Origin of the sequence: Neobacillus drentensis (genome assembly GCF_036965645.1) — a bacterium.
GTDB lineage: Bacteria > Bacillota > Bacilli > Bacillales > Cytobacillaceae > Neobacillus > Neobacillus drentensis_D.
Genome location: NZ_JBALPZ010000194.1, coordinates 17,936 through 37,960, shown reverse-complemented (window position 1 = coordinate 37,960; position 20,025 = coordinate 17,936). Strand labels below are relative to the sequence as shown.

Sequence of the window (20,025 nt, the reverse complement as noted above, 5' to 3'; positions counted from 1 at the left end):
TTATGAAGGACAAATCTGGGGAGAACCATCATAAGAATGTCCTTCATCGAGGTGATGAAGGACAAACCAAGGGAGAATCCATCTCTCAAGAGTGTCCTTCATCGTGGTTATGAAGGACAAACCAAGGGAGAACCATCACAAGAATGTCCTTCATCGTGGTTATGAAGGACAACACTTGAAGCTTCCATCTTAATAATGTTCTTCAATTTCACCCTGATCCTACTTTAAATAAGTACGTCGGTTTGTTCTCCTATCGTCATCATAACTGCATAAACTAATTAAAATTATATCCACTTAAATTAATACAGGCTGCGGACAGCTAATTTGATTAATCTTTTAAAAAGTTGAAACTTAGTCCAACTTTTTTCGTATATATAAGAAAGAAGAAAGGGAGATGTAACGATGTTTTTAGAAGAACTACAGCCAGAGGAAAAGATCGCTTTTCTTGAACTTGCTGTTATAATTGCATCCATAGATGGGAATTTATCTATATTTGAAACGTCCATACTGAACAAGTATCAAAAGGAATTAGGACTTGAGGATTATGAACCGGCAGGGATGAATCTTGACGATATTTTAAATAGCTTTAAAAGCGAACGATCAAAAAATATCGTCATGACGGAACTCTTGCAGCTGATTTATTCAGATGGTGTCTTTCATGAACAGGAAGGCGAATTTGTCCGGCTAATAAAGGAACACTTTGGTTTTGAATCAAATGAATTTGGGAGCTTCAAGGATTGGATTGATAAAATTAAAGAATTATCTTTAACCAAAGAGAAATGGTAATGACCAGGATCCAGCTTATGAAAGCACTGGGTCCTTTTGTTTTTTTAGTCACCCCATTATAACTAGAAGTTATCGAGTTTATTCAAATTTATTATTTTACGAATTGTGAATTTTGTCGTAACATTACTTAGGAATACAAAATAACATAATTAAATACTTAATATAAAGCAACGGAAAAAACACGAATTAGGGGGTTTTTCACATATGGAAAAAATGAACGAGAAAAAAGCAACTCAATCTAAGATGGCAAAGTTATTTGAAAACTGGAAAAAGAGTGTTGTTATGGATTGGGGCGTCGTTGAATTAACCGAAGGTGTTAGAAAATCACAAAAAAATTAACCTAAAAAAATGACTTGGAAATTCCAAGTCATTTTTTTAGGTTCTTTATCTTTAACCACATCCTCTTCCTAATAAAGCCCAACCATCACTTTAACTTATCGTTCTTAAACTCACTCAGTAATTCCAATATTTTCTCATTCGTCTTATTCAGTTTCTTCAAGTGTGCTTCTATTGATAAAATGGCAGCAATGACCAGTAACGTAATGAGTAATGCCAATATCCCCAAGATAAATGTCATCTTCACACATCCTTTCTTGATCAGTATAACTGATAAATTGTATTCTCCACTTTTCACGACATCCCCTTTTTTGTTAAAAATAACAAAGAATATGTAATCAAGTATTTTGTTGGGAACTATAATTAGAAAATAGTTTAGTTTAAGGAAAATGCGGGTAAGACACTATTAAGAGGTGTGAGAATATGACCGAAACAGATGTATCGAAATACGAAAAAAAAATCATTATTCGTAACATACGGATGGAAGATATAGATGACATTATAGAATTGGGTAAGGTTTGCTTTCCTAATATGGAACCGTGGAAACGTGAGCAGCTCCGCAGTCATATCCGTATTTTCCCTGAAGGCCAATTTTGTGTGGAATATGAAGACAAAATTGTCGGTTCCTGTTCAAGTCTAATCATCAATTTTGATGAATACAAAGACCAACATACGTGGAACACCATTACAGATAACGGGTATATCACCAATCATGACCCTGATGGATTTAACCTTTATGGAATCGAAGTCATGGTCGATCCTGAATACCGCCGGATGAAACTCGGTCACCGGCTTTATGAAGCGCGAAAGGAACTTGCCCGCCAGTTAAACCTGCAAAGTATTATTATTGGAGGCCGAATCCCTAACTATCATTTATATAAAGATAAAATGACCGCCCGTGAATATGTTGACGCAGTTGAAAAACACAGCATCTATGATCCAGTGTTATCCTTCCAGCTCCTTCAAGGGTTTAGGATTAAACGGATTAATACCCGCTACCTGCCTGATGACAAGGCATCAGAGGCATTTGCGACCTTGATGGAATGGAACAATATCGATTACCATCCGAAGTCACGTCGTGTCTATCGTGCATCGGATCCTGTCCGAATATGTGCGATCCAATATATGATGAAGAAAATTGACTGCTTAGACGAATTTACGCGTCAGGTTGAATATTATGTCAGTGTTGCAGCTGACTTCGGTTCCGATTTTGCAGTTTTCCCTGAAATCTTTACCACCCAATTGATGTCTTTTTCAGAAGAAAAAAGGCCGGACCAGGCAGTAAGACTCTTAGCTACCTATACCGATCAATATATCGAGCTGTTTACAGAACTCGCAGTTCGATACAACGTTAATATTATCGGGGGCTCCCATTTTGTTGTCGAAAATGATGAGGTGTATAATGTCGCCTATCTTTTCCGGCGTGATGGGACAATTGAGAGGCAGTCGAAGCTGCATATCACACCGAATGAGCGGAAATGGTGGGGCATTTCTGAAGGGAACGAATTCAATGTATTCGAGACGGATTGTGGGAAAATTGCGATCCTCATTTGCTACGATATCGAATTCCCGGAACTAGGCCGGATGGCCGTTGATATGGGGGCGAATATTATCTTCGTTCCATTCTGTACAGATGACCGGCAAGGCTATTTACGTGTTCGGTACTGTGCACAGGCACGGGCAATTGAAAATCAAATTTATACCTGTATAGCTGGAACGGTGGGGAACTTAACACATGTGAAAAACATGGATATCCAATACGCACAATCTGGTATTTTCAGCCCATCGGACTTTGAGTTTGCCAGGGATGGTATTGTTGGGGAATGTGATGCCAATATTGATACAGTGGTCGTGGGTGATGTAGATATTGAAAAGTTAAGACGCTCACAAAAATCTGGTTCGGTCCGGCAGCTGCAGGATCGCCGGAGGGACTTGTATCGAATTGAATGGAAAAATTTAATGCGCGAATCATAAGGGACAACGGGCAGTACCGATTACTGCCCGTCTTTTTTATGTAGAGCCATATGCCAATGATGTACAAATTGTATACATAATCCTCTAATGTTTGGAAAAACTTTCTATGTTGTGAAATGATAGGGAGGATAGCAATGAATAATCATACTAATCGATCAAATGAATCGGAAGAAACGTTAACAAATCGTCAAGGACATCCCGTTACGAACAATCAAAGTGTTCGAACAGTGGGCAATAGAGGGCCTATCACTTTAGAGAACTATGATTTTTTAGAAAAAATAAGTCACTTTGACCGGGAGAAAATTCCTGAGCGTGTTGTACATGCTCGAGGTGCAGGTGCACATGGATATTTTCAATCCTATGGAACCGTGAATGATGAACCAATATCGAAGTACACAAGGGCAAAGGTTTTCACAAATACGGAGGTCCAAACCCCCGTATTTGTCCGGTTTTCGACGGTTGTACACGGCGGAAATTCTCCAGAGACACTGCGTGATCCCCGAGGTTTTGCAGTAAAGTTTTATACAGAGGATGGAAACTGGGACTTGGTAGGGAACAATTTAAAGATTTTCTTTATCCGTGATCCGTTAAAATTTCCGGACATGGTCCATTCCTTCCGGCCAGATCCCGTTACCAACGTCGCTGACCCTGAGCGGACCTTTGACTTTTTATCTCAAAGTCCGGAATCAGCTCATATGGTGACGTTTGTATTTTCACCATGGGGAATTCCAGCCAATTACCGGCAAATGCAAGGATCAGGCGTTCATGCTTATAAATGGGTCAATGAAGAAGGTAAAGCCATTTTGGTGAAATACCATTGGGAGCCTCTTCAAGGCATTAAGAACTTAACGCAAAAAGAAGCTGACCAAATCCAAATGAAAGACTTTAACCACGCCACTCTAGATTTGTATAAGTCGATTGAAAACGGCGATTATCCAGAATGGGAACTTTATGTTCAAATCATGGAAGATGGTGAACATTCAGAATTGGATTTCGATCCACTTGATCCAACTAAGCTTTGGTATAAAGAAGATTATCCATGGCATAAGGTTGGCAAGATGGTGTTAAATAAAAATCCGGAGAATTATTTTGCAGAAGTAGAGCAAGTTGCATTTGGTACGGGTGTACTTGTGGATGGCTTAGATTTTTCTGATGACAAGCTGCTTCAAGGCCGAACCTTTTCTTATTCTGATACCCAGCGGCATCGTGTCGGAACTAACTATCTGCAATTACCAATCAACCGTCCAAAGAAGCACGTTGCTACTAATCAAGAAGGCGGGCAGATGGACTTCAGAACAGAATTTGGGAAACATAAGAATCCTCATGTGAATTATGAGCCATCGCTGATGGGAGGGTTGAAGGAAGCATATAATCCAGGGAAAGAACACGAACCGTATGTTGAAGGTCATCTTAAAAGAGAAAAAATTTCACGTGAAAATAACTTTGGACAGGCAGGCGAGACGTATCGGAGATTTAGTGATTGGGAACGAGATGAATTAATCTCCAATCTGGTGGATGCCTTATCGACATGCCGAAAAGAGATCCAGGACCAAATGGTTGATATCTTTACCCAATGTGATAAAGATTACGGAGTCAGGGTCAGAGAAGGACTTAACAAGGCAGGTACCAATCAAGATACGAAAATGGAGGAAGCAGCAGCAAAAGCTGAACAGCTGGGCCAGCCCTCTGATCCATATTAGCTCCTTAAATGGGCGGGACCAATTAGAGTTCAGCTCTTTTTAATATAAGGCTTATAAAAGAAAAAAGAAGCCCTCCATAAAGAGAGGGCTTACTTGGTCGTTTTTTTGTTTAATGGACTCGGATGATCTCGTGAATATCTTCATCATGGTGAACTCTGGTATGCTGTGATTCGAGGCGCTCAAATTCTTCTACTTCATTCATTGGCTCTCCAAAAAACCAGTGTTTTAGTTCAATCCAAAAATCATTAATCATGACGATATTCCTCCCATTGTGGGTTTATAAATTCGTATACCTGTATTATACATGTGATTCCACCCTCTTGAAAGCGGTTGCAAAATAGGCGGAATAGCAAAATAATACAGAAAAATGAGAGAGTTAAGGCTCTTTAATAATTTGGCTCTTAACAGTGAGATTTAACAGAGTCATTATTTTGAAAAAAATCCATGAGCAGGAACAAGAGTAATCGAAGAGCCGTTAATAAATTTGAGGAAATGGTAACAATATATAGTATTGAAAGAATAATAATGGCCTTATAGGAGAGAAAATGTATGTACTTTGATATCGCTTTGGAATTAATTGTCGGTTTTTTCACCCTCCTTCTTGTATTAAAATTTTTGGGGAAAATTCAATTTTCACAGATAACCCCCTTTGATTTCATTACTGGATTAGTGATGGGGAATTTTGTAGGGGATGCTGTGTTTGATGATAAGATTGATATAACAGAAATTGTTTTTACAATAGTGTTTTGGGGTCTGCTGATCTATTGTGTTGAAAAATCAACTCAAAAGTTTATGTTCTTCAGAGTCATGTTTGAAGGCGAACCTGCACTATTAATTAAAAATGGACAAATCCTTTATAAAAGTCTAAGAAAGAATCATATTGATCTAAATCAACTACAACAGCAAATGAGAAAGCAGGGTTATTTTTCTCTCTATGAGGCCGAATATGTGATATTAGAACGGGATGGACAAATAAGCATTGCCCCGCAGCATGACTATGGGGCTCCTACAAAAAAAGACCTAAATATTCCACAAAAACAAGTGAGGCTGCCATTTGCGCTTATCATGGATGGAAAGGTGATCAGTGGAAATCTTATGGAAGCGGGATTAACAGAAGAATGGCTCAAAGAACAGTTAACGAATAAAAATATAAGCGATTTTAAGGAAGTATTATATGCAGAATGGCATGAGAATAATGGTTTGAAGATATCTGAATATAATTAGTTATTGAATGTAAAGAATGGGCAATGGCTCGGTTCGGTTGAACTGAGCCATTTTTTTGAAAGTTCCAATCGGGATGGATTAACAACTATTTATTCTTCTTCGCAGCCATTTGAAGTGCCTCAGCATTGTTTATAATTCCATTCCCGTAGTAAGGGCTTTGTCTGTTTTGATTCACTGGCCGTGCACTGCTGGTAATGATTTTAACTACATCCGTATTTTTAAGCTTTGGATTCACAGATCGGATTAGACCAGCTAATGCAGCAACATGTGGTGCTGCCATCGAGGTTCCGGATAGGGCGGCATACTTTCCATTGGAAAAAGTACTCGGAATTTCCACACCAGGTGCGGCCACATCCACATAATCACCAAAGTTTGAGAACTCTGCACGTTTCCCATCCCAATCTACGGCCGCTACTCCCAAGACACCAGGATAGGCAGCTGGATAGCTTCGCTGACTTGTATTATCATTACCAGCCGCAGAGATTACAACGACATTTTTTTCTTGAGCGTAATCAATCGCACTTTCCAATATATCACAGCTTTGGTAATTCCCAAGGCTTAAATTAATCACATCGGCTCCGTGGTCGACCGCCCAGCGGATTCCCTTCGAAACATAAAACGAACCGCCAGTTCCATCGGCGCCCATAACTTTTACAGGGATAATTGGGTTGTACCACGTAATGCCAGCCATGCCCACACCATTGTTGGTATCGGCAGCAATAATTCCGGCCACGTGTGAGCCGTGTCCATTATCGTCATCAGGGTTGTTATTATCATCAATGGCGTTATAACCGGTTGTTAAGCGCCGTGCAAGGTCAGGATGATCCAGGTCTACACCAGTGTCAACTACTGCAATTTTTACCTTTTTGGAGCCGCGGGAAAGATTCCATCCCTGTTCTGTCCCAATTGCCGGTAAATTCCATTGATAGCTCTGGTAGTAGGTGTCATTCACATCATTCGGAACAAAGATATAATGTGGTTCTGCATATTCAACCGCTTGATTTCTGATAAAGTATCTCTCAAGTTGGTTGGTGGTTTTACTTTTGGATTTAAAAATATACACGGTCTCATGTTTTTCACTTAGACTCCCATCAATATCTTTTAGATATTGAGCTATTTTTTCCGGTGGAGGCAGCGTCTTAAAGTTTACGACTATTTCATTTTTATAGTAGTGGCTTTTATCCTTTTTGTTATGGTTGATGACCTTTATTGCGGGGCTGTTGTTTAGTCTGTGCACTAGCTGATGATTGGTTTTGATCATATTAATTCTTTGAATGTTCCCATTCTGACGCTGGACATTTTGTACCTGCAAGGGTTTGCCAGTGTTTTCGGTTCGAGTGATAGAATTTAAATTGTTACGCTGTTCACCCTTATCTAAAAAGAAGGGACGCATAGTAGCAAAAAGAATAATGCCTAGACCCAATGTGAAAATACCGAAAATCAACCTATGTCGCATTCCTACACCTCAATATGTAATAGTTTTTATTTATAGCATGTTACTTTTAGGTACTTTTATGAATGTGTTTAGAAAACTAGTAAAGGTTGACATTTTTTCGAGTGAATACATCCATGTTTGTGTCTAATTTGTGAAAAAAGCCTTGACTTAGGGAAAAAATTTTTGTTATAGTTACAAACAGACCGGTTGGTATAATTGGAGGTGTACTACGGGAATGGATACAAAATCGCTGATAATCAACATCGCGACAACACTTTTCCAACAAAAAGGATATATAGGTGTAGGGCTTAACGAAATTTTAAAAGCCTGTGACCTCTCAAAAGGTTCATTTTATCACCACTTTCCAAATGGAAAAGAAGAATTACTCATCACTTGTCTTTACTCATTGAATGATGTGATTACGCACGATATCGAGGGGATTTTTGATCTTTATCCGACTACGCAAGAAGCAACAAACGCAATGATTGAAAAATTGATCGTTAATTTTGGAACGGAAGGAACGATTACTGGATTCACATTTAGCAGTATTGTCAGCGAAATTGCCTCTTTAAGTGAAACAGTCCGAGAAGCTTGCGCGGATCTTTACAGTAAGATGCAAGGTATTTATTCGAACAAGTTAGCAGCAGATGGGTTTCCGAAAGAATCGGCGGAATCCATTGCGCTGATGATGACAGCCTCAATGGAAGGCGGCATTATGCTTTGTTTAACACAAAAAGCAAGCAATCCATTAAGGGTTATTTCGCAAGTATTACTAAATCTATTAAAGGAGTTTAAATAAATACATGAGTGAACAAGCAGCAGTGCAATCAATTACAAATCAACAAGCTAAAACAGGATCAATGGTAAATAAACAAATTAAAACAGGCCCGATCATGGCTGCTCTTTTTGTGGCAGGGTTTGTGGGGCTTTTTAGTGAAACGGCATTAAATATTGCTTTAGGAGATTTAGCTAAAATATTTAACGCTAATGCGACGACAGTCGGGTGGCTGGCAACAGGGTATTTCTTAACATTAGGTATATTAGTGCCTGTAACAGGTATTTTGATGCAAAAGTTTACAACAAGACAAATGTTTTTGACTTCTATAACTCTATCCCTTATCGGGACCATTTTAGCTGCAGTGGCACCTGCATTTAGTCTTTTATTGACGGCACGTGTTGTCCAAGCAGCAGGCTTAGCGATTGCTTTACCTTTAACGCAAAATGTTATTTTTACAATCTTTCCTCCAAATAAGCGGGGCGCCGCGATGGGCGTTATGGGATTAGTTATGTTAGCTGGTCCAGCACTGGGTCCAACGATTGCAGGACTTATATTAGATACCTTATCTTGGCATTGGATTTTCTTGGTTACATTACCATTCTTACTGTTCTCTCTTATTTTCGGAATACTTTATTTGCCGAATGTAAATGAAGTTCGTAAGGTTTCAATTGATGCAGTATCGGTTATTCTTTCGACAATTGGATTCGGCGGGGTTGTTTACGGCTTCAGTGTTTCTGGTGAGGCAGGCTGGACGAGTACAGCGGTTCTTGGTTCCATCATTATTGGATGTATAGCACTGATTATTTTTGCGATTCGTCAAACGAAAATGAAGACTCCTATGCTGAATCTAATCGCATTTAAGTACCCACTTTTCGTTCTTGGAGTTTTCATGACCTTTATTACATTCTTTAATATGTTGTCCATGCTGGTCATCTTACCGATGTATATGCAAATGGCTCTATTAATTGCTGCTTTTACAACAGGGCTTATCCTGCTTCCAGGAAGCCTGCTTAACTGCGTATTAGCTCCAACCATTGGAAGTTTATTTGATAAATATGGTCCTAGAGCGGTGATTACGCCTGGTACTATTTTAGTGGCGATTGGTTATATCTTGTATTCACAATTTGGTACAGACACAGCTATATGGATGGTTGTGGCAACACATATTGTTATGATGCTGGGAATTGGGGCGGTTCTTGCTTCTGTACAAACTAACACGTTAAATTCGCTTCCGAAACAGTACTATCCAGATGGAATTGCGTTAACTCAAACGCTTCAGCAGGTCGCTGGCGCTATCGGTATTGCAGTATTGGTATCCATTTTTTCTGCCAAAGAGAATAGTTATTTAGCATCCACTGCCAATGAACTGCCACAAGCAGCAGCAGCGGGATCATCCGTAGTATTTACGATTAGTTTAGTATTAGCGGTGATTAATGTTGTCCTATCGTTATTTATTAAAAAGCCTCAACAATCTTAAATAAAGATCTTGCACTTGGTCTACGATTCAGCATCTTTTTTAAGATAGTACAGCCTCAAATAGAAGGAGATATGGCAGATGGCAAATCATTATAAAAGTATCGTAGTAGCTGTAGACGGTTCAAAAGAAGCCGAATTCGCCTTTCACAAATCCATTGATGTTGCAAAACGTAACAAAGACGCAACTTTAAACATAGTAAACATTTTCAATACTCGTTCTTTCGAAGCTTATGAACGCTCCACTGTTGAGCGTGCACAGCGAGCTTCAGAGGAACTTGTAAATGCCTACAAATTAGAAGCAAAAGCTGAAGGTGTTACAAACGTAAAAGCAGTAGTCGAATATGGTTCTCCCAAAACGATCATCACGAAGGAGATTGCTGACTTTGTAGAGGCGGATTTAATTATTTGTGGAGCTACAGGATTAAACGCTGTTGAACGATATTTAATTGGCTCCGTATCTGGATCTATCGTTCGCTCAGCTAAATGTGATGTTTTAGTAATCCGTACTCCTGAGTGGTAGGAATTGTCCTGCATTTAAATAGATAGTAAAGCGAGCATCTGCTTAGTTGGCAGCAGATGCTCGTTTTATTTTTTACTTTATTGCTTATGCATTTAAAATTTCATTAATTTGTTCAAGACTATCAGTAGATAACCTCACACCCGATGCCTTTACATTTTCAACAAGCTGTTCCGGACGGCTGGCTCCAATAAGGGCACTGGCCACGTTTGGCTGTCTTAATATCCAGGCAAGTGCAAGCTGGCCTAAGGCTATATTCTCTTCACCCGCAATTTTCTTTAGTTGCTCTACCTTATCTAGATTTTTCTCTGTAAGCACGTGAGATAAATTTAAATCTTTTTGTGCGGCACGGCTTCCTTCAGGCGGCAGTTCACCTTTTTTGTACTTACCTGTTAACACCCCTTGTGCTAAAGGGGAAAAGACCACTTGACCGATACCATGCTTTTCACTTACAGGAATGACTTCTTTTTCAATATAACGATGCAGCATGCTGTAATTCGGCTGGTTGACAACAATACGGTCCAGTAGTTTTTTATCGGCAATGTGGACTGCTTCCGTTATTTGTTCAGCCGTCCATTCACTTACACCTAGATAAAGAACTTTTCCTTGACGGACTAGGTCATCTAGTGCGCGCAGTGTTTCTTCTAGCGGGGTTTCATGGTGGAAACGGTGGCAATAATAAATATCAATATAATCCATGCCAAGGCGTTTTAAGCTGGCATCACATTGCTCCATAATATGTTTTCGTGAAAGACCATGATCATTTGGTCCTTCGCCCATATTTCCAAATACTTTTGTTGCCAGAACATAGGAGCTTCTTGGATATTTGCTTAATGCTTTTCCAACAACTTTTTCTGCCTCACCACGTATGTAAACGTTTGCTGTATCGAAAAAATTAATTCCTAGTTCATAGGCTTGATCAATCGAAGCTGTGGCATTTTGTTCTTCCACATATCCTCCATATGTAAGCCAACTTCCAAGACTGATTTCACTGACCTTTAATCCCGTATTGCCTAAACGTCGATAGTGCATTTACCGTTTCCTCCAATACATTTCATTTTTAGGTACAATCTGAAAAAAGTGTTGTCTAACAATTCAAACTATACTATAGAAATGTGATTAGGTCTAATGTAATCTATGTAATATTTTTATAAATAAATGAGAATGAGGATAGAGCTAATTGACTACCGAAGATCAAAAAACGAGGTACCAGGGTAGCCAATAGAGCTTGATAAACTGAATGGGAGCTGGAATAAGTGAGAATACTTTAAGGTACATAACTTTTAAAGAAGGGCCTGGTATCATGAAGGTTTTGTCGATGAAACAGCCATGGGCTAGTCTTTTTGTGTTGAGAGAAGCCAAATATGAAACAAGGACATGGAGAACCACCTATCGGGGACCATTGGCAATACATACTAGTAAACAATTAGATAAAGCCGTATGCTCTCATAAAGCGATTCAAGCTTTACTCGGTAAACATGGATATACAGTGGATAATCTTCCAACTGGGAAGATTATCGCTGTTTGTAATTTGATTAATTGCCTAAAGGTAATAGACAATCAAACCACATGGGCCGTCCTAGAAAATAGCGTCATCGTATCAGAAAACAACTACTTCTTAGGAGACTTCAATGAAGGAAACTACGCCTGGGAAGTACAAAACATGAAGCTGCTAGATCAGCCAATTCCAGCAAAAGGACACCTCGGATTATGGGAATACGAAATGTAAGGTGTCAGCCACAAGTGGACACTGTCTTTTTGTGGTGCCTGACACCATAATTATACTTCACACTTTTCTTTAAAGTTACAGCGCTGGCACTTGTTCGAAGAGTTCTTCTCAAATTGGTCTATGCTTAATGGCTTATTCCTGGCGGGATTTTCGAGATAGCCAAGCATATGATAGATGCTTTCATTCATTAATACTTGAGCTGAGTCAATCTCAAACTGTGTTAATTGATATTCCTGGCTTTTGCCTGTTAACAAATACTCGTTCCGCAGGACAATGTCTTCAATCGCAATATCGTGTTTCTGTGAAAGGAATAGGGCATACAGAGCAAGCTGTTTCCGGTCCTCCTCTGACTCCTTACCAGTTTTCCAATCGACAACAATCCATTTTCCCTGACTGACATCCTTATAAACAAAGTCGAGGACAACAAATACATCGACACCATTCACTTCAAACGTTTGAAAATCCTCTGAGTGCAGGACATGCATCTCTAACTTGTTCAGAATATCTTGATAGGTTTTACTCCTAAAGAAGTGATTCACACAAAGCTGCAGCTTCGTTTTCGCTGAACTAATTTCATCCGGGCTCAGCCCATCACCGTAGTAAATTTCATGAAGCATCCGGTATCGTTTTGGTTTCTGAAACCAGTGCATGCGAAATCTGGTTGAATCTAAATAGGCTTTATTCAATCCTTTCGTTACCAAAGCGATCATATCGTCTTCTGTAAAGAGGCTTTTACCATTTAGAAATTTTTTAAGCTGAAGGTCAATAACCTTATGGATTTCATCCCCTAAGAGAATAGGGATATTTCTGATATTTTTCAGTCGGTAAGCGGCCTTGTTTTCTTCGGGTGCTTCATACTCCCAGCCATTATGAGATTCATAGTATTGATGATAATACTTTCGTGTGCACTCTAAAAAAGTCTTGTGTCTGGAATTGGACCAAGAAAATTCGGGATAATCGCGGTAAACGTACATAGTTACTCCTCTACACTAACTTCATAATAATTATAGATTCATTGTATTGGCAGCAGGCTGTAAAAATCAATTGGCATGTTTTAGGGGACACATAATGGTAATATTGAAATACCATGTTTAATCAATAGAAGTGGAGGTATATTTCTTGAAAAAAGCACAAGCAAGCATTCAAGCGTTATTAATGGCCGATCTTCCCGAGACATTCGTGACCAGAAGAATTCCAGAAGCAGCACTTGAGTTTGGCGGAATAAGAGGTGACCGCCATTTTGGGATAACAAGTAAGGCTGATTCAAGACAGCCTATGTACCCTAGGGGAACCGAGATCCTAAACCGCAGGCAGATTACAATCGTGTCTGAGGAGGATTTAGCTCAAATTGCAAAGGAGCTAGGAATCGAAAAGGTGCTGCCGGAGTGGTTAGGAGCAAATCTGTTGGTAAAGGGATATCCTGAATTAACGAAACTTACGCTAGGCTCAAGAATCCTCTTCCCAAGTGGAGCGGGCTTAATTTGTATGGGAGAAAATATGCCCTGCACATTGCCGGGCGAAGAAATCCAAAAGCACTATAAGGACCATGAAAAGCTTGCTACTCGTTTTGTTAAAGCAGGCTATAAGCGGCGGGGAATTGTTTGTGCCGTTGAAAGGCCGGGGATGATTCACGGAACGGACGAAGTGCAGATCCTAGTGAATGACTACTCCAATCCGATGCAATGATCCGGCAATTTTGGACTAGGCTGAAATAGCGGCTGACTCAAAAATTTTTTTGAGTCAGTTTTTCATTTATACAAAAATACTTTCAGATTTTCTTTCGTATCAAGGGTGGCCAGCAGAACGTTTTTAACCTCGGTTTTATAGGAGCGATCTAAAGCGGAAATAACCCAGCTTTCGTCCTTATGTATATGTTTTAACTCCTCTGAATTAATTCTGCCCTCCTTAATAATGGTCCTTGGCAATTCAAATGGGTCTGTTTTCATTTGACAGGAAGCAGGGGTAATCGGTTCGTATTTTGGATCTAAAAAGACGGATATTTTTCCATCAGCTTCCCAAATCGCTAAAGCTACTTTTTTCAAATCCGCCACTTTTTCTTCCCGCAATTCTTCTAATAAGGCATCTATGGTGATTCTCGCTTTTTTTAATCCTTTAAAAATAATTTCTCCGTCCTGGATGATCGTGATGGGAGCATGGTTAACCATCCTTCTAAACCAGGGTAATTTTAGATTCAGAAAGATACATCCAAGATATAATATAGCCAAGACAATTGTAGTGGTCATAGAACCTTTTAAATTAAGATGGTCATCAGATAAGGGATGGGCAATAATATTTCCAATCACTAACGCGATAACGAAATCAAGCAGTCTTAACTGGGAAATGGCCCGCTGCCCTAAAACCTTAGCCACGACCAGCAAAAAGAAAAAAACGACAATTGCTCGAAGAATCCATTCGAACATTGTCAGTGTATCCTGAGCTTGAGCAAAATCCATACTAAACACCCTTTCATCCCATAAACACCTCACTTAGTTTAACACTGATAGTATTTTCGTAATCCAAATAATGGTCATTTTTAAAAAAATAATAAAGCCCAGTCTTAACTTGTTCAGAGACTGGGCCTTTCCTGCTTATGAAAATAAATTGACAGATTAACATCAAAACTATTTAATCTTCTTCTGTATAGGCTTCTACTGTCGTATCTCTACATTCCCAGCACTCAGTCCTATTTCTCTCCATAATTGATAATTCTTTTCCACAAGAAATGCAAATATCCATAGGTCCAGATTCCCCTTTCTAGTGAAAATGTTTTACAAGTATATGAGTACAAATAATCAAATATGCCTTTACCTTACATTTTATGTGGGTTATCAGCCTTTGTCCTTGTCTGCTTAAATAATTTTAGCTTGAAAAAAGATGTTTGTTATGGGGGAAGCACTAGGGCTAATTTTGAAGATGATTAGGGTAGTTGATTTTGAAGGAATAGTATTAAAAAGGCAGTTGGAGAATGGGAAAGTTTATGGGCAGAGAATCGTGCATAGAGGGACCAAGATTATCAGACGAACTAGAAATTCAATCATCGGCGCAACTCCTTTATTCGTTATTTAATAACTACAGTATAGGAGAGGTTTGTAAACTGACGATTTTATAATTGTAAATTTAATGTCAATTTTATGAGAGGTAATGAAAAAGCTAATTATTGCAGATAATTTTACTATCATGATCACAAGGAGGCACCAATGGAAACAAACAATTTTGATCCAAACCTAAATCCATCATCTAAAAGGAATCAGGAAGAGAACCTAGAAATTAGTGCTACCGGTTATGGACTTGAATCAGTTTCAAAAGAAGCAGGAGAAGGTCGAGAGGCGCAAAAAACAAACGGGACGCCCCCATCCTGCGGAGGTTTGTAGCCAATTAAGCTAAAAACAAATCCCTCAGCCTCAATGGCTGGGGGATTTATTCCTTTTAAATCTCGTACCTTTATTTTACTCCTTTAAATACTTCTCCCGTAAATCGGCAATCCCCTCTTTACAGACTCCATATGAAAGCCAGGAGCATCCCTTACAAATATAATCCAAATGATCTGGTTCCACTTTCTCAGCCGTTAATTGAACTAAAAAAGACTTATTGTAGATAGCCCCTTCGATTAACCCCAGATGACGAATGACGTTAAGATCCATTGTTAGGACATGCTCATTAGATCCAACGCTTGCCTCACAGGTGGTTTTTCCCTTATGAGGGCACGTACAGCAAGTATCATCTAGTGCTGCTACCACTTGGATGGGAAAGTCCAATCGTTCATCTCTAATTTGCTCGACAATTTCGCTCATTTTTTTTACAAAATCGGGGCTGTAGCCCATCCCTCGAAAGCCGTGTACGCATAATAAGTGGTGACCCCGTAAACTCAAACTCAACGATCTCACTCCTTTGTCATCCATTATACAGATTTTTTTCTGAATTTTTTATCAAAATTTCGTGATGTAAAGCAAATTAATTAATGTTAAAATTATTAGAAATATATTCCAATAAAAACAAGTGCAACACCTTGTACATGTATTAAAGGGGTGGAGTGAGTGGTAATTCAGAAAGAGAAGCTAGAGATTATGAAGAGAGTGTAGAATATCCATATTTAGGAGGTAAATCCATGACTCAGCACTTGAGTACTCTTGTCATCATTATCGCAATCTTTATTTTCGCTATTTACAGGCGGATTCGCCGGAATATTGGCTGGCAAGAACTAAATCCAAGGAAAATGGTAATCAGGACGTGTATGTTCTTAATTATTGGGCTGGCTTTTTTATCTGTAGGGCTTACCCATCCGATCAGCTTAATCTCAGATGTTGCCGGTATTTTAGCAGGTATTCTGCTCGCCTATTATGGGGCTGCTTTAACTACCTTTGAGAAGAGGGAAAAGCATTGGTATTACCGGCCGAATATATGGATAGGCAGTACGGTTACATTCATCTTTCTAGCTCGACTGATCTATCGTTTTTATTGGATGTACACATCTGGGGCTCTAACCGCTGCAGCGGCACAAAAGCAAACAAATGGCTACCAAAATATTAGCGCAGCGGTCGGAAACTCTTGGACAGCGGGGCTATTGCTGATTATGTTTGCTTATTACATTTTCTATTATTTAATTTTATTAAAGAAAAAGAAGCAATTAACACAATCAGAAAATTAAGATCGTGTTTATCATGCACATAAGCTAGCCTCTCTGTAAGTTAAGAGAGGCTAGACGTAATGATTGCGTAGAAAGATTATTCTAAATAATTCGTATCCCCTGTTCATCGATAACGACTTTTTCATTTTCACTTAGGTTTGTAAATACGACTGGCGTAATAATGGAAGGCACATTCTCTTTAATAAAGTCAAAGTCAACCTCGAGCAGTTTTTGTCCCTTCTTAATGGTTTGCCCATCCTTGACAAAAGAAGTAAACCCTTCACCTTTTAAGCTAACTGTATCCATCCCAACATGGATTAAGATTTCTTTTCCGTTATGATCAATAAGGCTCACCGCATGTTTGGTAGGAAATACACTTACTACATTTCCATCGACTGGTGAAACAACCGTTCCATTTGTTGGCTGGATGGCAAAGCCATCTCCCATCATTTTTTGTGAAAAGACAGGGTCTGGAACGGTTTCGAGTGGTACTATAGGTCCCTCTAATGGTTGTAAGATAAATGGATCACTTTCAGCCGTTTTCTTTTTAAATAAACCTTTAAACATTTCAAAAACCACCTTTATGCGTTCTTTTATTGTGCAAAATAGGAGTAAGGAACCGGTTCCGATTTTGGATAGAAAATTTATTGAATTATCTTTAATTTTAAAGAACTGCAGAAAAAAATACAACGATTATATTCTAAACCACTTTCTTCATGGAAAAAATGATTTTATACTAAAAAGGACGAAAAACTATTAATATTAACCGGTCGTATGAAAATACAAATTGGTTATTTGAAAAATGAGGTTGAAGCTATGAAAACTATTGCAGACATTGCCCAATTATCTGGTGTTGCCAAGAGTACAGTTTCTAGGTATTTAAATGGCGGGTCTGTCAGCGATTTAACGAAAAAAAAGATTGAGCGTGTCATAAAAGAAACGGGTTATATTCCCAATACGTTTGCTCAAAGTTTAAAGGCAAAGAAACCAAATATTATTGGGACAATCGTGCCTCGGCTGGATTCCTATGCTACTTCACAAACTTTAATTGGTATAGACCAGCAGCTTAGAGGGCTGAATTACCAAATGTTAATATCAAACACTAGTCAGGATCAAGAACGTGAAATCGAAAATATTTACACCATGGCTAGGCAAAAGGTTGCGGGAATTATTTTGCTTGCCACACAAATTACCGAAACACACATAGAGGCATTCCAGCAGCTTCAAATACCTATTTTACTTGTTGGTCAGCAACATCAAGCTGTATATAGTCTCATCCATAATGATTTTGCAGCTGGTTATGATATAGGTAAATATGTAATCGATAAAGGGCATCGGAGAATAGCCTTTTTAGGAGTTACGGAAAAAGATATTGCTGTGGGAGTCAATAGAAAAAAAGGGTTTACAAAGGCGATTCAAGAGGCGGGCGACTGTGAAGTTAACTATTATGAGACGAGCTTTAAAATGGCCGACGCAATCAAGAGGGTTCCGGATATAATGGATGAGTTCAATCCTTCTATCCTTGTTTGCGCAACAGACAACATTGCCCTTGGTGCTTTAAAAGCAGCTCATTTAAAGGGAATTAGGGTACCGGATGACTTATCCATTACAGGCTTCGGAGGATATGAAATAACAGAAATTATCCATCCAAGTTTAACAACTGTTCAGTTTTATTATAAAGAGGCAGGACAAGTGGCTGCCCAAAGTATGGTTAAACTACTAAACAGTGAAGAATTGGACCCTATTATTTTATCCAAATATAAAATAATTGAACGGGAAAGCGTTGACAATTTATTAAGTGGTACACTATAATGTGTTTGGAATCGGTTCCACAAAGAACCGTTTTTCTAACCGGAGAAATAGAACCGGTTCCAAATACACTGCGTTTTATTTTTTTAACCTCGTTTGGAACCGGTTCTACAACATGAAAATTCTAAATAGATTCCTAGAAACCATAAAAAAGGAGAATGAAATCATGAACCATAAGGAAGTTGCACAAGCTATTCTGGTTGCAATTGGCGGTAAAGAAAATGTTTCAGCCGCAGCACATTGTGCCACAAGACTGCGTTTAGTTTTACACGACGAAGAAAAGGTAGACCAAGCTGCATTGGATGCAATGGATACAGTAAAAGGAACATTTTCTACAGCTGGACAATTCCAAATTATCTTAGGTTCTGGAATTGTGAATGAAGTTTATAAACCACTTGTCAACCTTGCTGGAATTAACGAGATGTCAACAAGTCAGGTCAAAAGTGCTGGAGCGAAAAAGCAAAATCCTCTTTTACAGTTAGTTAAATTGCTCTCTGATATTTTTGTTCCAATTATTCCAGCCATCGTTGCGGGCGGTTTACTGATGGGACTGAATAACTTATTAACGGCTAAAGATTTATTTATGGATGGGAAATCCTTGATTGATGCGAATCCGGGGATCGCTGACTTAGCTGCGATGATCAATACGTTTGCCAATGCGGCCTTTGTATTTCTACCAGTATTAATAGGGTTTTCGGCTACTAAAAGATTCGGCGGAAATGCTTATTTAGGTGCGGCCCTTGGGATGATTATGGTTCATCCAGATTTGTTAAATGCATATAGCTATGGAGCCGCTTTAGTCGATCACAAAGTACCAGTTTGGCACATACTTGGTTTAGATATTGAAAAAGTAGGCTATCAAGGAACAGTGCTGCCCGTTTTGGCTTCTTCTTTTATTCTAGCAAAAATAGAAATTAGTTTACGTAAAGTCATTCCGTCAGCTTTGGATAATCTGTTAACACCACTATTATCGATTTTGGTAACGGGCGCTTTAACGTTTACCCTTGTAGGCCCGTTTATGAGAACGGCTGGTAATCTTTTTACGGACGGTCTTGTTTGGTTATATGATACGACTGGGTTTGTTGGCGGTGCACTTTTAGGGCTATTCTATGCCCCAATCGTAATAACAGGTATGCACCAAAGCTTTGTAGCGGTTGAGACACAATTAATCTCTGATATTGCCAAAACCGGTGGTTCTTTCTTATTCCCAATAGCCGCTATGTCAAACGTTGCTCAAGGTGCAGCAACTCTTGCTGTTTTGCTTGTGACGAAAGATAAAAAGCTAAAGAGTCTTGCTTCTGCTTCCGGTATTTCAGCCTTATTAGGGATTACTGAGCCAGCGATGTTCGGTATCAATTTAAAGCTTAAATATCCATTTATAGGTGCAATCATTGGATCCGGTGTTGCATCTGGGTTTATTACCTTCTTTAAAGTAAAAGCTGTTGCATTGGGTGCGGCCGGCCTGCCAGGAATCATTTCCATCAAGCCTGGTTCCATTCTTTCTTATGTAATTGGAATGGCTATTTCCATAGTAGTAGCATTCATCATTACTTTTGTACTAGCTAAGCGTGATGCTAAAAAAAGTAAGTCAGTTAATGAAAATCAAGCGGCATAATCAATAAAAAAGGGGGGAATCA

General features: G+C 39.0%; 22 protein-coding genes. 14 read left to right on the top strand and 8 right to left on the bottom strand.

The features are described 5' to 3' along the window. Positions 1 to 402 precede the first annotated feature (402 nt). Together V7266_RS27705 and V7266_RS27700 are read left to right on the top strand one after the other, a co-directional pair. Positions 403 to 786, top strand: coding sequence for a hypothetical protein (locus V7266_RS27705; protein ID WP_335472438.1), 384 nt, complete (start codon positions 403 to 405; stop codon positions 784 to 786). Between the two features lie 204 nt (positions 787 to 990). Next, complete coding sequence (locus tag V7266_RS27700; protein ID WP_335472437.1) at positions 991 to 1,125, top strand: hypothetical protein; 135 nt, start codon at positions 991 to 993, stop codon at positions 1,123 to 1,125. Positions 1,126 to 1,210: 85 nt separating this feature from the next. On the opposite strand, the gene V7266_RS27695 is transcribed toward V7266_RS27700, so the two are convergent. Further along, positions 1,211 to 1,363 carry a hypothetical protein gene (locus tag V7266_RS27695; RefSeq protein WP_335472436.1) on the bottom strand — a complete coding sequence of 51 codons (153 nt, stop codon included), beginning with the start codon at positions 1,361 to 1,363 and terminating at the stop codon, positions 1,211 to 1,213. Between the two features lie 182 nt (positions 1,364 to 1,545). Between V7266_RS27695 and V7266_RS27690 the strand changes: the two genes are divergently transcribed. Both V7266_RS27690 and V7266_RS27685 read left to right on the top strand, forming a co-directional pair. Next, positions 1,546 to 3,096, top strand: a complete 1,551-nt coding sequence (locus V7266_RS27690; protein WP_335472435.1) for a bifunctional GNAT family N-acetyltransferase/carbon-nitrogen hydrolase family protein — start codon at positions 1,546 to 1,548, stop codon at positions 3,094 to 3,096. A 134-nt stretch (positions 3,097 to 3,230) separates the two neighbouring features. Further along, entirely contained in the window at positions 3,231 to 4,796 is a 1,566-nt protein-coding gene (locus V7266_RS27685; RefSeq protein WP_420491510.1) for a catalase, read from the top strand. 109 nt (positions 4,797 to 4,905) lie between these two features. On the opposite strand, the gene V7266_RS27680 is transcribed toward V7266_RS27685, so the two are convergent. Continuing rightward, positions 4,906 to 5,049, bottom strand: coding sequence for a hypothetical protein (locus tag V7266_RS27680; RefSeq protein WP_335472433.1), 144 nt, complete (start codon positions 5,047 to 5,049; stop codon positions 4,906 to 4,908). A gap of 296 nt (positions 5,050 to 5,345) precedes the next feature. Between V7266_RS27680 and V7266_RS27675 the strand changes: the two genes are divergently transcribed. Then, entirely contained in the window at positions 5,346 to 6,020 is a 675-nt protein-coding gene (locus tag V7266_RS27675) for a DUF421 domain-containing protein (protein WP_335472432.1), read from the top strand. An 85-nt stretch (positions 6,021 to 6,105) separates the two neighbouring features. Here the strand turns inward: V7266_RS27675 and V7266_RS27670 are convergent, their stop codons facing one another. Continuing rightward, positions 6,106 to 7,476 carry a S8 family peptidase gene (locus tag V7266_RS27670; protein WP_335472431.1) on the bottom strand — a complete coding sequence of 457 codons (1,371 nt, stop codon included), beginning with the start codon at positions 7,474 to 7,476 and terminating at the stop codon, positions 6,106 to 6,108. Positions 7,477 to 7,690: 214 nt separating this feature from the next. Here V7266_RS27670 and V7266_RS27665 point away from each other — a divergent pair, with 214 nt between their 5' ends. The 3 genes from V7266_RS27665 (at position 7,691) to V7266_RS27655 (ending at position 10,229) form a co-directional block, all read left to right on the top strand. Beyond that, positions 7,691 to 8,254, top strand: a complete 564-nt coding sequence (locus tag V7266_RS27665; RefSeq protein WP_335472430.1) for a TetR/AcrR family transcriptional regulator — start codon at positions 7,691 to 7,693, stop codon at positions 8,252 to 8,254. A 4-nt stretch (positions 8,255 to 8,258) separates the two neighbouring features. Further along, positions 8,259 to 9,710: a DHA2 family efflux MFS transporter permease subunit gene (locus tag V7266_RS27660; RefSeq protein WP_335472429.1), complete on the top strand. Its 1,452-nt coding sequence runs from the start codon at positions 8,259 to 8,261 to the stop codon at positions 9,708 to 9,710. Positions 9,711 to 9,788: 78 nt separating this feature from the next. Continuing rightward, positions 9,789 to 10,229: a universal stress protein gene (locus V7266_RS27655; RefSeq protein ID WP_335472428.1), complete on the top strand. Its 441-nt coding sequence runs from the start codon at positions 9,789 to 9,791 to the stop codon at positions 10,227 to 10,229. An 84-nt stretch (positions 10,230 to 10,313) separates the two neighbouring features. Here V7266_RS27655 and V7266_RS27650 read toward each other — a convergent pair whose 3' ends face one another. Continuing rightward, entirely contained in the window at positions 10,314 to 11,258 is a 945-nt protein-coding gene (locus tag V7266_RS27650; protein WP_335472427.1) for an aldo/keto reductase family protein, read from the bottom strand. A gap of 271 nt (positions 11,259 to 11,529) precedes the next feature. Between V7266_RS27650 and V7266_RS27645 the strand changes: the two genes are divergently transcribed. Further along, positions 11,530 to 11,955 carry an ASCH domain-containing protein gene (locus tag V7266_RS27645; RefSeq protein WP_335472426.1) on the top strand — a complete coding sequence of 142 codons (426 nt, stop codon included), beginning with the start codon at positions 11,530 to 11,532 and terminating at the stop codon, positions 11,953 to 11,955. 50 nt (positions 11,956 to 12,005) lie between these two features. Here V7266_RS27645 and V7266_RS27640 read toward each other — a convergent pair whose 3' ends face one another. Continuing rightward, positions 12,006 to 12,929, bottom strand: a complete 924-nt coding sequence (locus tag V7266_RS27640; RefSeq protein ID WP_335472425.1) for a PD-(D/E)XK nuclease family protein — start codon at positions 12,927 to 12,929, stop codon at positions 12,006 to 12,008. 181 nt (positions 12,930 to 13,110) lie between these two features. Here V7266_RS27640 and V7266_RS27635 point away from each other — a divergent pair, with 181 nt between their 5' ends. Next, positions 13,111 to 13,641 (top strand): MOSC domain-containing protein, encoded by a 531-nt coding sequence (locus V7266_RS27635; protein ID WP_335472441.1) that lies wholly within the window; start codon positions 13,111 to 13,113, stop codon positions 13,639 to 13,641. A 62-nt stretch (positions 13,642 to 13,703) separates the two neighbouring features. Here the strand turns inward: V7266_RS27635 and V7266_RS27630 are convergent, their stop codons facing one another. After that, positions 13,704 to 14,408, bottom strand: coding sequence for a DUF421 domain-containing protein (locus V7266_RS27630; RefSeq protein ID WP_335472424.1), 705 nt, complete (start codon positions 14,406 to 14,408; stop codon positions 13,704 to 13,706). A 744-nt stretch (positions 14,409 to 15,152) separates the two neighbouring features. On the opposite strand from V7266_RS27630, the gene V7266_RS27625 reads away from it, so the two are divergent. Next, positions 15,153 to 15,326 carry a hypothetical protein gene (locus tag V7266_RS27625; protein WP_335472423.1) on the top strand — a complete coding sequence of 58 codons (174 nt, stop codon included), beginning with the start codon at positions 15,153 to 15,155 and terminating at the stop codon, positions 15,324 to 15,326. Between the two features lie 75 nt (positions 15,327 to 15,401). Here the strand turns inward: V7266_RS27625 and V7266_RS27620 are convergent, their stop codons facing one another. Further along, entirely contained in the window at positions 15,402 to 15,854 is a 453-nt protein-coding gene (locus V7266_RS27620) for a DUF1284 domain-containing protein (protein ID WP_420491509.1), read from the bottom strand. Positions 15,855 to 16,060: 206 nt separating this feature from the next. On the opposite strand from V7266_RS27620, the gene V7266_RS27615 reads away from it, so the two are divergent. Continuing rightward, entirely contained in the window at positions 16,061 to 16,600 is a 540-nt protein-coding gene (locus tag V7266_RS27615; RefSeq protein ID WP_335472422.1) for a hypothetical protein, read from the top strand. A gap of 81 nt (positions 16,601 to 16,681) precedes the next feature. Here V7266_RS27615 and V7266_RS27610 read toward each other — a convergent pair whose 3' ends face one another. Then, the gene (locus V7266_RS27610; RefSeq protein ID WP_335472421.1) at positions 16,682 to 17,146 is read right to left on the bottom strand and encodes a PTS sugar transporter subunit IIA; all 465 of its coding nucleotides are present in this window, start codon (positions 17,144 to 17,146) and stop codon (positions 16,682 to 16,684) included. A 207-nt stretch (positions 17,147 to 17,353) separates the two neighbouring features. Here V7266_RS27610 and V7266_RS27605 point away from each other — a divergent pair, with 207 nt between their 5' ends. Together V7266_RS27605 and V7266_RS27600 are read left to right on the top strand one after the other, a co-directional pair. Continuing rightward, positions 17,354 to 18,391 (top strand): LacI family DNA-binding transcriptional regulator, encoded by a 1,038-nt coding sequence (locus V7266_RS27605; RefSeq protein ID WP_335472420.1) that lies wholly within the window; start codon positions 17,354 to 17,356, stop codon positions 18,389 to 18,391. A gap of 163 nt (positions 18,392 to 18,554) precedes the next feature. Beyond that, positions 18,555 to 20,003: a sucrose-specific PTS transporter subunit IIBC gene (locus tag V7266_RS27600; protein WP_335472419.1), complete on the top strand. Its 1,449-nt coding sequence runs from the start codon at positions 18,555 to 18,557 to the stop codon at positions 20,001 to 20,003. Positions 20,004 to 20,025 lie beyond the last annotated feature (22 nt).

Bases quoted from the DNA above. Each gene is read 5' to 3' on its own strand.
- V7266_RS27705 (WP_335472438.1), top strand. From the start codon at position 403: ATGTTTTTAGAAGAACTACAGCCAGAGGAAAAGATCGCTTTTCTTGAA.
- V7266_RS27700 (WP_335472437.1), top strand. From the start codon at position 991: ATGGAAAAAATGAACGAGAAAAAAGCAACTCAATCTAAGATGGCAAAG.
- V7266_RS27695 (WP_335472436.1), bottom strand. From the start codon at position 1,363: ATGACATTTATCTTGGGGATATTGGCATTACTCATTACGTTACTGGTC.
- V7266_RS27690 (WP_335472435.1), top strand. From the start codon at position 1,546: ATGACCGAAACAGATGTATCGAAATACGAAAAAAAAATCATTATTCGT.
- V7266_RS27685 (WP_420491510.1), top strand. From the start codon at position 3,231: ATGAATAATCATACTAATCGATCAAATGAATCGGAAGAAACGTTAACA.
- V7266_RS27680 (WP_335472433.1), bottom strand. From the start codon at position 5,049: ATGATTAATGATTTTTGGATTGAACTAAAACACTGGTTTTTTGGAGAG.
- V7266_RS27675 (WP_335472432.1), top strand. From the start codon at position 5,346: ATGTACTTTGATATCGCTTTGGAATTAATTGTCGGTTTTTTCACCCTC.
- V7266_RS27670 (WP_335472431.1), bottom strand. From the start codon at position 7,476: ATGCGACATAGGTTGATTTTCGGTATTTTCACATTGGGTCTAGGCATT.
- V7266_RS27665 (WP_335472430.1), top strand. From the start codon at position 7,691: ATGGATACAAAATCGCTGATAATCAACATCGCGACAACACTTTTCCAA.
- V7266_RS27660 (WP_335472429.1), top strand. From the start codon at position 8,259: ATGAGTGAACAAGCAGCAGTGCAATCAATTACAAATCAACAAGCTAAA.
- V7266_RS27655 (WP_335472428.1), top strand. From the start codon at position 9,789: ATGGCAAATCATTATAAAAGTATCGTAGTAGCTGTAGACGGTTCAAAA.
- V7266_RS27650 (WP_335472427.1), bottom strand. From the start codon at position 11,258: ATGCACTATCGACGTTTAGGCAATACGGGATTAAAGGTCAGTGAAATC.
- V7266_RS27645 (WP_335472426.1), top strand. From the start codon at position 11,530: ATGAAGGTTTTGTCGATGAAACAGCCATGGGCTAGTCTTTTTGTGTTG.
- V7266_RS27640 (WP_335472425.1), bottom strand. From the start codon at position 12,929: ATGTACGTTTACCGCGATTATCCCGAATTTTCTTGGTCCAATTCCAGA.
- V7266_RS27635 (WP_335472441.1), top strand. From the start codon at position 13,111: ATGGCCGATCTTCCCGAGACATTCGTGACCAGAAGAATTCCAGAAGCA.
- V7266_RS27630 (WP_335472424.1), bottom strand. From the start codon at position 14,408: ATGGATTTTGCTCAAGCTCAGGATACACTGACAATGTTCGAATGGATT.
- V7266_RS27625 (WP_335472423.1), top strand. From the start codon at position 15,153: ATGGAAACAAACAATTTTGATCCAAACCTAAATCCATCATCTAAAAGG.
- V7266_RS27620 (WP_420491509.1), bottom strand. From the start codon at position 15,854: ATGGATGACAAAGGAGTGAGATCGTTGAGTTTGAGTTTACGGGGTCAC.
- V7266_RS27615 (WP_335472422.1), top strand. From the start codon at position 16,061: ATGACTCAGCACTTGAGTACTCTTGTCATCATTATCGCAATCTTTATT.
- V7266_RS27610 (WP_335472421.1), bottom strand. From the start codon at position 17,146: ATGTTTAAAGGTTTATTTAAAAAGAAAACGGCTGAAAGTGATCCATTT.
- V7266_RS27605 (WP_335472420.1), top strand. From the start codon at position 17,354: ATGAAAATACAAATTGGTTATTTGAAAAATGAGGTTGAAGCTATGAAA.
- V7266_RS27600 (WP_335472419.1), top strand. From the start codon at position 18,555: ATGAACCATAAGGAAGTTGCACAAGCTATTCTGGTTGCAATTGGCGGT.